The organism is Sediminihabitans luteus, assembly GCF_002797595.1.
GTDB classification, from domain to species: Bacteria; Actinomycetota; Actinomycetes; order Actinomycetales; family Cellulomonadaceae; genus Paraoerskovia; species Paraoerskovia lutea.
The window spans coordinates 945,074-958,000 of sequence record NZ_PGFE01000001.1 but is presented as its reverse complement, the minus strand read 5'-3'; the positions used below and the strand labels follow the sequence as shown (position 1 = coordinate 958,000).

Sequence of the window (12,927 nt, the reverse complement as noted above, 5' to 3'; positions counted from 1 at the left end):
CGTACCGCACCCCGCACGACCAGCACGACCTGCACGACCCCGCGGCCCCGCGGGGCGCACCAGCACCAGCAGCACGACCTCACAGACAGGAACCGCCCGACGATGCGCTACGGCCACTTCGACACAGATCGCGACGAGTACGTCATCGACCGGCCGGACGTGCCGGTGTCGTGGACGAACTACCTCGGCACCAAGGACTTCTGCACGGTCCTGTCGCACAACGGCGGCGGGTACTCGTACTACAAGTCGTCGCAGTACGGCCGCATCTCGCGGTTCCGTCAGAACGGCGTGCCGCTCGACCGCCCGGGGCACTACGTGTACCTGCGCGACGAGGCCGACGGCGACTACTGGTCGGTGTCGTGGCAGCCGGTGGGCAAGGGCCTCAAGGCGGACGGCCACCCCGACGCCGCGGAGTACACGACGCGCCACGGCCTGAGCTACTCGACGTTCGAGGCGAAGTACAAGGGCATCGACGCCGAGCAGACGATCTTCATCCCCCTGGACGACGACGTCGAGCTGTGGGACGTCACGCTGACGAACACGACCGACGAGGTCCGTGAGCTCACGGTCGGCTCGTACGTGGAGTTCAGCTTCCACACGATCACGATCGACAACCAGAACCTGCAGATGTCGCTCTACGCGTCGGGCTCGTCGTACGAGGACGGCATCATCGAGTACGACTTCTACTACGAGCCGTGGACGTTCCACTGGTTCGGGTCGAGCCGGACCCCGTCGTCGTACGACTCGCTGCGCGACAACTTCATCGGCCCCTACCGCTCCGAGGCCAACCCGATCGCGATCGAGCGCGGCGAGGGCTCGAACCAGAGCGCGACCACGCAGAACCACTGCGGCTCGCTGCAGCACAAGATCACGCTCCAGCCGGGCGAGACCACGCGCCTCGTCTACATGCTGGGCTACGGCTCGCGCGACGAGGCCGGCCGCCCGCTGCAGGAGAAGTACGCGGACGTCGCGAACGTCGACGCCGAGCGCGCGCGCCTCAAGAAGTACTGGACGGACAAGCAGGACAAGCTCCGCATCCGCACGCCCCACGAGGGCATGAACACCATGATCAACTCGTGGACGCTGCTCCAGGCCGAGACGTGCGTCGTGTGGTCGCGCTTCGCGTCGTTCGTCGAGGTCGGCGGCCGTGCGGGCCTCGGCTACCGCGACACCGCGCAGGACGTCATGAGCGTGATCCACTCGAACCCGACCAAGACGCGTCAGCGCATCGTCGAGCTCCTGCGTGCGCAGACCGAGGCCGGGTACGGGCTGCACCTGTTCGACCCGAAGACCTTCGACCCCGACGCGCCGAAGCTCCCCGACGTTCCGTCGCCGACGATCGTGCCGACGCCGAACCTGGCCGACCTCATCCACGGCCTCGAGGACACCTGCTCCGACGACCACCTGTGGCTCGTGCCGTCGGTCGTGGAGTACGTCAAGGAGACGGGTCGTCTCGAGTTCCTCGACGAGGTCATCCCGTTCGCGGAGGGCACCCCGGCGACGGTCTACGAGCACCTCACGCGCGCGCTCGACTTCTCGACGCAGCAGGTCGGCGAGAACGGCGTGGCCCTGGGCCTGCGCGCCGACTGGAACGACTGCCTCAACCTCGGCGGCGGGCAGACGTCGCTCGTGACGTTCCTGCACGCCTGGGCGATCCGCTCGTTCCTCGAGATCGCGCGCCCGCTGGGCCGCGAGGACGACGTGCGCAAGTACGAGGCCGAGCTCGAGCGCATCACCAAGGTCGCGGACACCGAGCTGTGGGACGGCAAGTGGTGGATCCGCGGCTACACGCGCGACGGCGTCAAGGTCGGCTCGAACGAGAACGCCGAGGGCAAGATCTTCCTCGAGCACCAGGCCTGGCCCGTGATCGCGGGCATCACGTCGCAGGAGCGCGGCGAGCAGTCGATGGACTCGGTGCGCGAGCTCCTCGGCTCGGAGTACGGCAACCACCTGAACTGGCCGGCGTTCACGACCGTCGACGACACGGTCGGGTTCGTGACCCGCGTGTACCCGGGCATCAAGGAGAACGCCGCGATCTTCAGCCACCCGAACGCGTGGCCGATCATCGCCGAGGCCATGCTCGGCCGCGGTGACGAGGCCGTGCAGTTCTACGACTCGATCCTGCCGTACAACCAGAACGACAACATCGAGGTGCGCGGCGCCGAGCCCTACGCCTACGTGCAGTTCCTGTACGGCCGCGACCACGAGTGGTTCGGCAAGGCGCAGAACCCGTGGCTCACGGGTACCGCGGGCTGGATGTACACGGCCGCGACCAAGTACATCCTCGGCGTCCGCCTCGCGCTCGACGGGCTCGTCGTCGACCCGTCGATCCCCAAGGACTGGGACGGCTTCGAGGTGCGTCGTGAGTGGCGCGGCGCGGTCTACCAGATCGAGGTCAAGAACCCCGACCACGTCTCCAAGGGCGTGCGCTCCGTGACGGTCGACGGCGTTGAGGTCGACCCGACGCAGCCGATCCCCGTGCAGCCCGAGGGCGCCGAGGTCTCGGTCGTCGTCACGCTGGGCTGACCGGCCGCCCGAGGTCCTCGGGCGTCGGACGACGAAGGGCCGGGTCGCGTGCGCGACCCGGCCCTTCGCGGTCGGTGGGGGTGTCCGGGAGGGTCAGTAGGAGGAGGTCCCGGAGAGCAGCAGGCCCCAGAGCCCGACGAAGATCACCCAGATCGCGATCCCGGCCGCGCCGATGACCACGCCGGCGATCGCCATGCCGCGTCCCTCGAGCCCGTCGCGCTTGATCTGCCGCAGCGCGACGATCCCGAGGACGAGGCCGACGACGGCCGGGATGGCGTAGATGACGAAGCCGGCGATCGAGGTGACCATCGACGCGATCGCGAGGCCGCTCGTCGGGCGCTTGGCGGGGGCGTACGGGTAGCCGTAGTGCCCGGGGACGGGCTGCTGGCCGTAGGGGGCCTGCCCCTGGCCGTAGGGAGCCTGGCCGTAGGGAGCCTGGCCGTAGGGGGCCTGGCCGTAGGGGGCCTGGCCGTAGGGCGGGGTCCCGTACGGTGCGGTCGCCGCGGGCTCGCCCCCGTACGGAGGGGTCCCGGACGCAGGGGTACCGGACGCAGTGCCGCCCGTACCGGCTGGCGTGGCGTACGGGTTCGGCGGCGTGTCGTCGCCGTACGGGTCGTGCGGCGGGTACGGGTTCGTCATGGCAGGACCGTATCGGTGCTCAGTCCGCCAGGTCGAGCACGATCGGCACGTGGTCGGACGCGCCCTTGCCCTTGCGCTCGTCGCGGTCGATCACGGCGCCGGTCACGCGCTCGCGCAGCGCCGGGGAGGCGTAGGCGAAGTCGATGCGCAGCCCCTTGTTCCGGGGGAACGCGAGCTGCTGGTAGTCCCAGTAGGTGTACGTGTTCTCGGCCGGGAGGATCTCTCGCGTCATCTCGGTGTACCCGGCGGCGCCGAAGGCCGCGAACGCATCGCGCTCGGCGGCCGAGACGTGCGTCTTGCCCGCGAAGACCGCGGGGTCCCACACGTCGGTGTCGAGCGGGGCGACGTTCCAGTCGCCCATGAGGCAGATCTGCGCGGCCGGGTCGTCGGCGAGCCACGCCTCGGCCTGGTCGCGCAGGCGGGCGAGCCAGTCGAGCTTGTACGCGTAGTGGGGGTGGTCGAGCTCGCGCCCGTTGGGCACGTACAGGCTCCACACCCGCACGCCGCCGCACGTCGCGCCGATCGCGCGCGGCTCGAGCACCGCGGGGTCGCCGAAGGCCGGCTGACCGGGGAAGTGCCGCACGACGTCGTCGAACCCGACGCGGGACGCGATCGCGACCCCGTTCCACTGGTTCGACCCGAGGTGCTCGACCTCGTACCCGGCGGCCTCGAACGCGAGGTACGGGAACTGGTCGTCGCGCGCCTTGGTCTCCTGGATCGCAAGCACGTCGGTGCCGGTGCGCTCGAGCCACGCGACCACGCGGTCGACGCGGGTGCGGACGGAGTTCACGTTCCAGGAGGCGATGCGCATCGGGCCAGCGTACGCGGCGGCGTCAGACCGGGCGGAAGCCGTTCTCGGGCCGTCCGGTGCCCCCGTAGCGGGGGTCGACGCTCGCGCGCCCGCACGCCACGAGGTGCTCGAGGTAACGGCGCGCGCTGACCCGCGCCATGCCGGTCGCCGCAGCCACCTCGGCGGCCGAGAGCCCGGCGTCCGCGGGGGCGTGCGCGAGCGCGGCCGCGACACGGTCGAGGCTGCGGGGCGACAGGCCCTTGGGCAGCGTCGGCGTCGGTCCGCGCCCCTGCACGAGCGCGTCGACGCCGGCCTGGTCGAGCTCGCCGTGCACCGCCCGCACCCCGGCACGGAAGCGCAGCACCTCGTCGAGCCGCTCGCGCAGCGCGGCGGCGGTGAACGGCTTGACGAGGTAGTGCTGCACGCCGCCCGCCATGGCCTCGCGCACGGTGTCGAGCTCGCGCGCCGCGGTCGTCGCGATGACGTCGACGGGCGGGCCGGGTCGACGCCGGATCTGCCGCAGCACGTGCAGTCCCGTGGTGTCGGGCAGGTAGATGTCGAGCAGCACGAGCTCGGGGTCGAACAGCGTGACCGCGCGCAGCGCCTCGTCGCCCGTGTGTGCCTCGGCGACGACGACGAACCCGGGGTGCGACTCGACGAACCCGCGGTGCAGGCGGGCGATCGTGCGGTCGTCCTCGACGACGAGCGTGCGCACGCGCTCGTCGGTCCGCGGGCTCACGGCGCGACCGCCGCGAGCGGGGCGTGCGGGTCTGCGGCGACGGCCGGGGCCGGCAGCACGACCGCGACCCGCGCGCCGCCCAGGGGAGAGGCCGTGAGCCGCACGTCCCCGCCGCGTCGCTCCACGATCCGGCGCACGAGCGTCAGCCCGATCCCGCGGCCCGGAGCCCCGCGGCCCGGGCCGCGCAACGCCTTCGTCGAGAACCCGGCCACCCACACGGCCTCGCGCAGGGCCCGGGGGACGCCCGCGCCGTCGTCGTCCACCTCGAGCCGGACACCGGAGGCGGAGTCGTCGACCAGGACGCGCACGTGCCCGCCCGGACCGGCCGCGTCGACCGCGTTGTCGACGAGGTTGCCGAGCACCGTCAGGAGGTCGGCGTGCAGGCGCTCGGCCGCCGCGCCCGCGGGGGCGGCGAGCCGCGACGCCGGGTCGACGTCGAGGTCGACCCCGCGCTCGCGGCACGTCGACGCCTTGACCAGGAGCAGCGCCGCGACCTCGGGCGAGCCGACGTGCGGCGCCGTCGACGACGCCGTGAGCAGGCCGCCGTGGCCGACCCGCTCGATGAACGCGACCGCCTCGTCGACCTGCCCGAGCTCGAGCAGGCCCGAGACGACGTGCAGCTTGTTCGTGAACTCGTGCGACTGCGCGCGCAGCGCGTCGGTGAGGCCGCGCGCGCCGTCGAGGTCGCGCAGCAGCGCGTGCAGCTCGGTGTGGTCGCGCAGCACGAGCACCGTGCCCACGTCGCGGTCGTGCGCGCGGGCGTGGTCGGCGCGGGCCAGGAGCACGCGCTCGCCGACGAGCACGAGCTCGCCGGCCTCGGGCAGGTCGCATAGGCGCGGGTCGAGCACCTCGTGGGCGGGCGAGCCCACGACGTCCCTGTCCAGGCCGAGCAGCCGCCGCGCCTCGTCGTTGACGAGCGCCACGCGCCCGTCGCCGTCGACCGCGACCACGCCCTCCGAGATCGCGTGCAGCATCGCGCTGCGGGTCTCGAGCAGCGCCGCGATCTCCTCGGGCTCGAGCCCGAAGATCCGTCGTCGCACGAGCCGCGTGACCCACCACGCGCACACGACGCCCGTGACGACCGCGCCGCCGACCGCGCCCCACAGCCAGCCGACCTCCTCGAACAGGTCGTCCTGGAGCTCCGACTCGAGCACGCCCACGCTCGCGGTCCCCACGACCTGCCCTGCGGCGTCGAAGATCGGCACCTTGACCCGCCAGGACTCGCCGAGCGTGCCGGTCTGCGTGCCGACCCAGACCTCGCCCGAGAGCGGCACGGACGGGTCGGTCGAGACGAGCTCCCCGATCCGGTCGGGGTCGGGGTGCGACAGGCGCAGGCCCGCGTCGTCGGTCACGACCACGTAGGTCACGTCCGAGGCCTCGCGGATCACCTCGGCGATCGGCTGGACCGTCGCCGAGGGATCGGCGTCGTCGAACGCGTCGACGATCGCCGGCAGCCGGGCGACGGACAGCGCGACCCCCGTCATGCGGTCGAGGTACGCGTCGCGCAGCTGCTTCTCCTGGAGGGCCGTGGCGACCGCGCCCGTGACGGACACGACCAGGAGCACGACGGCGAGCTGCAGCACCAGGAGCTGCAACCGGAGCGGCATTGCCCGAATCACCGCACCAGTGTGCCCCAGGTCACGCCGAGGTCGGTCCGGGGGTGCGACCGAAACGACCGGAACCACGACCCGGACCACGACGGGGACCGTGACCGGAACGACCGCAACGACCACGACGACCACAAGCCGGGCGTGCCCGGCGCGCGGCCCTAGCGTTCGCCGGACCCGGCCCGCACCGTCGCGGGCCACGCTCGAGGAGGAGCCATGCGACACGTCCACCGCCCCCTGACCGCGATCCTGTGCGCCGGCGGGATCGCGCTCTCCCTGACCGCCTGCGCGAGCCTCGACCCGCAGACGCCGGCCGGGACCGACGACGGCGCCGCGGCGCTCGGCTCGCTCGACGTCGTGGTGCCGGCCGACCCGGGCGGCGGCTGGGACCAGACCGGCCGCGCGCTGCAGAAGGACCTCCAGGCGCAGGACCTCGCCGGCACGGTGACCGTGACCAACGTCGGCGGCGCGGGCGGGACCGTGGGACTCGCGTCGCTCGCGAGCACCACCGACCCCGAGACGCTCATGGTCATGGGGCTCGTCATGGTCGGTGCGGTCGAGACCAACCAGGCGCAGGCCCGGCTCGAGGACACGACGCCCATCGCCCGGCTCACGGACGAGGCGCTCGTCGTCGTCGTGCCCGCCGACTCCCCGTACGAGACGCTCGAGGACCTCGTCGCGGACGTGCAGGCCAACGGCAAGGACGTCGCGATCACGGGCGGCTCGGCGGGCGGTGCCGACCACATCCTCGCCGCGATGCTCCTGCAGGCCGCGGGGACGCCGTCCGAGGAGATCCCCGGGACGCTCAACTACATCGCCTACTCGGGCGGCGGCGAGTCGCTCGCCGCGCTGCTCGGCAGCAAGGTCGACGCCGGCATCTCGGGCGTCGGCGAGTACGCCGAGCAGGTCGAGGCCGGCACGGTTCGCGCGCTCGCCGTCTCGGGCGCCGAGCCCGTCGACATGCTCCCCGGCGTCCCGACCATCACCGAGGCCGGGTACGACGTCGAGCTCACCAACTGGCGCGGCGTCGTCGCCCCCGGGGGGATCAGCGACGGCGAGCGCGCCGCGCTCGAGCACGCGGTCGAGGAGCTCGCGACGTCCGACGCCTGGCAGGCGACGCTCGACGAGAAGGGCTGGGCCGACGCCTACCTCGGCGGCGCCGAGTTCGAGACGTTCCTCGACGAGTCGATCGCCGAGGTCAAGGTCACGCTGACCGACCTCGGGCTCGTGCAGTGACCACGCCGACCTCCGTGGCGACGTCCCCCGACGACGGGCGGACGGCGCTCGCGGCCCTGCGCCGCAGGCCCGGCGAGCTCGTGGCCGCGCTCGGCGTGCTCGCGCTCGGGATCTTCGTGCTCGTCGACACGCGCACGATCGTCGTGCCCGGCTCGGCGAACACGCTCGGCCCGCGCGCGTTCCCGTACCTTGTGGGGGCGCTGCTCGTCGGCGCCGGGATCACGCTGCTCGTCGGGCTCGCCCGCGGCCGGCACGGCGAGGAAGAGGGCGGCGAGGACGTCGACGCGTCCGTCCCGACCGACTGGCGCACCGTGGCCCTGCTCGTCGCGGTGTTCCTGGCGCACGTGCTCACGATCACCACGATCGGGTGGCCGCTCGCGGCGACCCTGCTGTTCGGCGGCTCGGCGATCGTGCTCGGCGCCCGGCCGTGGTGGCGCGCGCTCGCGCTCGGGCTCGTGCTCGCCGTGACCGTCCAGGTCGTGTTCGGCGGGCTGCTCGGCCTGTCGCTCCCGCCCGGCCCGCTGTTCGAGTCCGTGGCGGTGTTCCGTGGATAACCTCGCCGCGCTGCTCGACGGGTTCGCGACCGTCGCCCAGCCCCAGTACCTGCTCTACGCGCTGTTCGGCGTGTTCGTCGGGACCGCCGTCGGCGTCCTGCCCGGCATCGGCCCGGCCATGACGATCGCGCTCCTGCTCCCGCTCACCTACTCGTTGGACGCCACCGCGGCCATCATCGTGTTCGCCGGCATCTACTACGGCGGCATGTACGGCGGTTCCACGACGTCGATCCTCCTCAACACCCCCGGGGAGTCGGCGTCGATCGTCACGGCGCTCGAGGGCCACAAGATGGCCAGGCTCGGGCGGGGCGCCGCGGCGCTCGCGACGGCCGCGATCGGCTCGTTCGTGGCCGGCACCATCGCGACCGTCGCCCTGACGTTCGTCGCGCCGGTCGTGGCGCGCTGGGCCGTGCAGCTCGGCGAGCCCGACTACTTCGCGCTCATGGTCGTGGCGTTCGTGACCGTCGGGGCGCTGCTCGGCTCGTCCGTGTCCCGCGGGCTCGCGGCCCTCGCGCTCGGGCTGTTCCTGGGCCTCGTCGGCACCGACACCCTCACGGGGCAGCAGCGGTTCACGTTCGGCGTGCCGAGCTTCGCCGACGGCGTCGACGTGGTCGTCGTCGCGGTCGGGCTGTTCGCGGTGGGGGAGGCCCTGCACGTCGGGTCACGCCTGCGGCACGGACCGGTGCACCTCGTGCCCGTCGAGCGCGGCTGGCGCTCGTGGATGCGCCGCGAGGACTGGCGACGCTCGTGGAAGCCCTGGCTGCGGGGCACCGCGATCGGGTTCCCGGTCGGGACCATCCCCGCGGGCGGTGCCGACGTCGCGACGTTCCTGTCGTACGCGACCGAGAAGAAGCTCGCCGGTCCCCACCGTGCCGAGTTCGGCAAGGGCGCCATCGAGGGCGTCGCCGGGCCCGAGTCGGCCAACAACGCGGCCGCGTCGGGCGTGCTCGTGCCGCTGCTCACGCTCGGCCTGCCGACCACCGCGACCGCGGCGATCATCATCGTCGCGTTCCAGTCGTACGGGATCCAGCCCGGGCCCCTGCTCTTCGAGAGCCAGTCGTCGCTCGTGTGGGCGCTCGTCGCGAGCCTCTACGTCGGCAACCTCATGCTCGTGGTGCTCAACCTCCCGCTCGTGGGCATGTGGGTCAAGGTGCTGCAGATCCCGCGGCACTACCTCTACGCCGGGATCCTGCTGTTCGGCGCGCTCGGCTCGTTCGCGCTCAACTTCGCGCCGGTCGACGTGCTCGTGCTGCTCGGCGTGGGTCTGCTCGGCTTCGTCATGCGGCGCTACGGCTACCCCGTCGCACCGCTCGTGGTCGGCATGATCCTCGGCCCCATGGCCGAGGACCGGCTGCGCCGGTCGCTCGCGATCAGCCAGGGCGACCTCACGACCCTCGTCGCGAGCCCCTTCGCCGCGACCGCGTACGGCGTCATGGCGCTCCTGCTCGTGGCCGGGCTGTGGCTCAAGCGCCGCGAGCGGGCCGCGGGTGCCGTCACGTCCGGCCACTCGTCCGACGACACGTCCGGCCACTCGTCCGACGACGCGTCCGGCCACGCGTCCGACGACGTGTCCGGCCCGGCGTCCGGCAGCGAGCAGGACGCCGGTCACGACCCCGGGTCGGGGACCCGCCCATCCCACGCTGCGACGTCCGAGGAGACGAACCGATGACCGGACCGCGCCGCACGATCGTCCTGGCCTTCGTCCCGAGCGCGCTCGGGCGCGAGGCGGCCCGCGTGGCCCGCGACCAGGCGGCGCTCACCGGGGCGCGCGTCGTCGTCGTCAACACGACCCGGGCCGACCGGCTCGTCGACCTGCGCTGGGCCGACGAGCAGCAGGTCGCCGAGGTCGTGGCGCTCCTGCGGCGCGGCGGTGTCGCGCACGAGGTGCGGCACGCCGCCGACGACCGCCTCGCGGCCGAGGTCGTGCTCGACGTCGCGGCCGAGGTGGGGGCCGCGCTCATCGTCATCGGGGTGCGCCGCCGCTCGCCCGTGGGCAAGCTCGTGCTCGGCTCGACCGCGCAGCGGATCCTGCTCGACGCGCGCTGCCCCGTGCTCGCGGTCCCCGCGACGCCGCCCGACGACGCGCTGCCCCGGTGAGGTCCCCGCCTGCCCGTAGGCTGACGCCATGGGCACAGCACTCATCACCGGCGCGAGCGCCGGCCTCGGTCTCGAGTTCGCGTGGCAGCTCGCCACCGCCCGGCACGACCTCGTGCTCGTCGCGCGCGACGAGGCCCGGCTCGACCTGCTCGCGGGCCAGCTCCGGGCCGCGGCCGGCGTGCACGTCGAGGTCCTCCCGGCCGACCTCTCGGTGCCGGACGACGTCGCCCGGGTCGCGTCGCGGCTCGCGGTCTCGGCACCCGAGGAGCGCCCCGTGGGTCTGCTCGTCAACAACGCCGGGTACGGGCAGCGGCAGCGGTTCGTCACCGGCGACCTCGACCGCGAGCTCGCGGCCCTCGACGTCATGGTGCGCGCGGTGCTCGAGCTCTCGCGGGCCGCGGCCGAGCAGATGGTCGGTCGGGGGCGCGGGGCGATCCTCAACGTCGCGTCGGTCGCCGCGCTCATGGCCGGCGGCACGTACTCGGCGCACAAGGCCTGGGTGCGCACCTTCACCGAGGGGCTCGCGGTCGAGCTCACGGGCACCGGGGTGACGGCGACCGCGCTCTGCCCGGGTTTCGTGCACACCGAGTTCCACGAGCGCGCCGAGATGCGCGTCGACGGCTACCCCGAGATCGCGTGGCTCAGCGCCGACGCCGTGGTGGCGCGGGCGCTCGCGGACGTGCGTCGCGGCGTCGTCATCTCGACCCCGTCGCTGCGCTACACCCTCGCCTCGGGGCTGCTGCGGGCGCTGCCGCGCCGCGCGGTGCGTGCGCTCGAGGGCGGGCGGCGCGGGCGGCGCTGACCGCAGCGCGGATGCGCGCGTCTCGCCCGGCGAGAACGCGCGGGGCGCGGCCGGGGTGGACGTAGCATGCGGGACGTGGACGCGAGGATCGGCACGACCCTGGCGCCGGACCGGCGCGACGTCGACTATCGCGCGGTGTTCACCGCGCTCTCGGCCCCCAAGCTCGTGCTGAGCCCCGACCTCGTGGTGCTCGACGCGAACGACGCCTACCTCGCGAGTCGCCGGCGCACGCGCGCGTCGATCGTCGGCCGGCACCTCGCCGACACCGACCCGCAGCAGCGCGAGCGAGCCCCGGAGAGCGTCGCACGCGTCGTGAGCGCCCTGCAGCGGGCCCGCCGCACCGGCCGGTACGAGATCGTCGAGCCCCATCGTCTCGACGTGCCCGGCCCCGACGGCACGATGCGCGAGCGCTACGTGCTCGTCACGGTCATGCCGGTGGTCGCCGCGACCATGGAGGTCGAGGCGCTGATCCTGCGCCTCGAGGACGTCACCGGCATGCTGAGCCCCGCGCACGCCGGGGCGGGCACGGACGACGTGCTCGCGATCCGCGCGTCGCTCGCCCGGATGCGCCGCGACGTCGCGCGCGAGCGGGTCGCGGCGCGACGCCTCCAGGACTCCGTGCTCACGGCCCCGCCCGCGACGCCCGGTCTCGTGCTGGACGTGCGGTACCGGCCGGCGTCGACCGAGACGCGCCTCGGCGGTGACTGGTACGACGTGATCACGCTGCCCGACGGGCGGACGGTGCTCGTGGTCGGGGACGTCACGGGCCACGACGTCGACGCGGCGGCGACCATGGCGCACCTGCGGGGCGTGCTGCGCACCGTCGCCTACGACTCCGCGGGGTCGCCCGCGCAGGTGCTCGACCGTGCCGAGCGTGTCGCCGCGGGCCTCGGCATCGACGCGTTCGCGGCGGTCGGCGTGGTCGCGCTCGACCCGCCCGCGGACGACGGGAGCCGGCGTCTCGTGTGCGCGCGGGCCGGGTCCTTGCCGCCGTTGCTGCGGCGCGCCGACCGTTCGGCCGAGCTGTTCGACGCGCCTCCCGGCGCGCTGTTTGGGCTACGGCTCCCGGGGCCGCGACCCGAGGCGGTCACGCACCTGTGCCCGGGCGGGACCCTGCTGATGTTCACCGACGGCCTGGTCGAGCGGCGGGACGAGAGCTGCTGCACGTCGCTGGAACGGCTGCGCGACGACGTGGCGGCGATGGTCGACGTCCCGCCCGAGGTGCTGTGCGACGCGGTGCTGGGCGCGGGAGACGGCGGTGGTGACGACGACGTCGCGCTCGTCGCGGCGCGGGTCCTGCCCGCCCCGGGCGATATCGTGGCGCCATGACGAACGAGACCGCCGCCTTCGGCGCGACCCCCCGCGAGCAGCTCCGCGACCTGATCAAGGAGCTCGCCGTCGTGCACGGCAAGGTCACGCTGTCCTCGGGCAAGGAGGCCGACTACTACGTCGACCTGCGCCGCACCACCCTGCACCACCGGGCTGCGCCCCTGATCGGCCACGTGCTGCTCGACGCGCTCGAGGAGTGGGGCTTCGGCACGGCGGAGGTCCAGGCCGTCGGCGGGCTCACCCTCGGCGCCGACCCGATCGCGACCGCGCTGCTGCACGCCGCCGCGTCGCGCGGGCTCGACCTCGACGCGTTCGTGGTACGCAAGGCCGCCAAGGCGCACGGCATGCAGCGCCAGATCGAGGGCCCGGACATCGCGGGCCGCAAGGTCGTGGTGCTCGAGGACACGACGACCACGGGCGGCTCGCCGATCACCGCGATCGAGGCGGCGCGCGCGCAGGGCGCCGAGGTCGTCGCGTGCGCGACCATCGTGGACCGCGCGACCGGCGCGGGCGAGAAGATCGAGGCGCTCGGGGTGCCCTACCGCTACCTGTTCGACCTCGCGGACCTCGACCTCGTCTGAGCCGTCCGGGCAGCTTGTCCCGGTACG

The 12,927-nt window shown here is 73.6% G+C and carries 12 protein-coding genes; 8 read left to right on the top strand and 4 right to left on the bottom strand.

Annotated elements, in window-relative coordinates; all coding sequences use genetic code 11:
• Positions 1-102: 102 nt before the first annotated feature.
• On the top strand, positions 103-2,526 hold the full coding sequence (locus tag CLV28_RS04445) for a glycoside hydrolase family 94 protein (RefSeq protein WP_100422011.1): 2,424 nt from the start codon (positions 103-105) through the stop codon (positions 2,524-2,526).
• A gap of 93 nt (positions 2,527-2,619) precedes the next feature.
• Here the strand turns inward: CLV28_RS04445 and CLV28_RS04440 are convergent, their stop codons facing one another.
• Genes CLV28_RS04440 through CLV28_RS04425 form a run of 4 tightly spaced genes read right to left on the bottom strand, consistent with a single transcriptional unit; the run spans position 2,620 to position 6,301 of the window.
• On the bottom strand, positions 2,620-3,165 hold the full coding sequence (locus CLV28_RS04440) for a DUF4190 domain-containing protein (RefSeq protein ID WP_100422010.1): 546 nt from the start codon (positions 3,163-3,165) through the stop codon (positions 2,620-2,622).
• 19 nt (positions 3,166-3,184) lie between these two features.
• The gene (locus CLV28_RS04435; protein WP_100422009.1) at positions 3,185-3,976 is read right to left on the bottom strand and encodes an exodeoxyribonuclease III; all 792 of its coding nucleotides are present in this window, start codon (positions 3,974-3,976) and stop codon (positions 3,185-3,187) included.
• Positions 3,977-3,998: 22 nt separating this feature from the next.
• On the bottom strand, positions 3,999-4,694 hold the full coding sequence (locus CLV28_RS04430; RefSeq protein ID WP_100422008.1) for a response regulator transcription factor: 696 nt from the start codon (positions 4,692-4,694) through the stop codon (positions 3,999-4,001).
• Positions 4,691-6,301 (bottom strand): ATP-binding protein, encoded by a 1,611-nt coding sequence (locus tag CLV28_RS04425; RefSeq protein WP_100422007.1) that lies wholly within the window; start codon positions 6,299-6,301, stop codon positions 4,691-4,693. The genes CLV28_RS04430 and CLV28_RS04425 overlap by 4 nt, the downstream gene beginning before the upstream one ends.
• Before the next feature lie 216 nt (positions 6,302-6,517).
• On the opposite strand from CLV28_RS04425, the gene CLV28_RS04415 reads away from it, so the two are divergent.
• The 7 genes from CLV28_RS04415 to pyrE all read left to right on the top strand — a co-directional run bounded on the left by CLV28_RS04415 (position 6,518) and on the right by pyrE (position 12,900).
• Entirely contained in the window at positions 6,518-7,537 is a 1,020-nt protein-coding gene (locus tag CLV28_RS04415; protein WP_100422005.1) for a Bug family tripartite tricarboxylate transporter substrate binding protein, read from the top strand.
• Complete coding sequence (locus tag CLV28_RS04410; RefSeq protein ID WP_100422004.1) at positions 7,534-8,091, top strand: tripartite tricarboxylate transporter TctB family protein; 558 nt, start codon at positions 7,534-7,536, stop codon at positions 8,089-8,091. The genes CLV28_RS04415 and CLV28_RS04410 overlap by 4 nt, the downstream gene beginning before the upstream one ends.
• Positions 8,084-9,760: a tripartite tricarboxylate transporter permease gene (locus tag CLV28_RS04405; RefSeq protein WP_100422003.1), complete on the top strand. Its 1,677-nt coding sequence runs from the start codon at positions 8,084-8,086 to the stop codon at positions 9,758-9,760. The genes CLV28_RS04410 and CLV28_RS04405 overlap by 8 nt, the downstream gene beginning before the upstream one ends.
• Entirely contained in the window at positions 9,757-10,188 is a 432-nt protein-coding gene (locus CLV28_RS04400) for a universal stress protein (RefSeq protein WP_100422002.1), read from the top strand. The genes CLV28_RS04405 and CLV28_RS04400 overlap by 4 nt, the downstream gene beginning before the upstream one ends.
• A gap of 28 nt (positions 10,189-10,216) precedes the next feature.
• Positions 10,217-10,990 carry an SDR family NAD(P)-dependent oxidoreductase gene (locus tag CLV28_RS04395; RefSeq protein ID WP_100422001.1) on the top strand — a complete coding sequence of 258 codons (774 nt, stop codon included), beginning with the start codon at positions 10,217-10,219 and terminating at the stop codon, positions 10,988-10,990.
• A 75-nt stretch (positions 10,991-11,065) separates the two neighbouring features.
• Complete coding sequence (locus CLV28_RS04390; protein WP_170062619.1) at positions 11,066-12,319, top strand: PP2C family protein-serine/threonine phosphatase; 1,254 nt, start codon at positions 11,066-11,068, stop codon at positions 12,317-12,319.
• The gene (pyrE, locus tag CLV28_RS04385) at positions 12,316-12,900 is read left to right on the top strand and encodes an orotate phosphoribosyltransferase (protein WP_100421999.1); all 585 of its coding nucleotides are present in this window, start codon (positions 12,316-12,318) and stop codon (positions 12,898-12,900) included. The genes CLV28_RS04390 and pyrE overlap by 4 nt, the downstream gene beginning before the upstream one ends.
• The last annotated feature ends 27 nt before the right edge of the window (positions 12,901-12,927 follow it).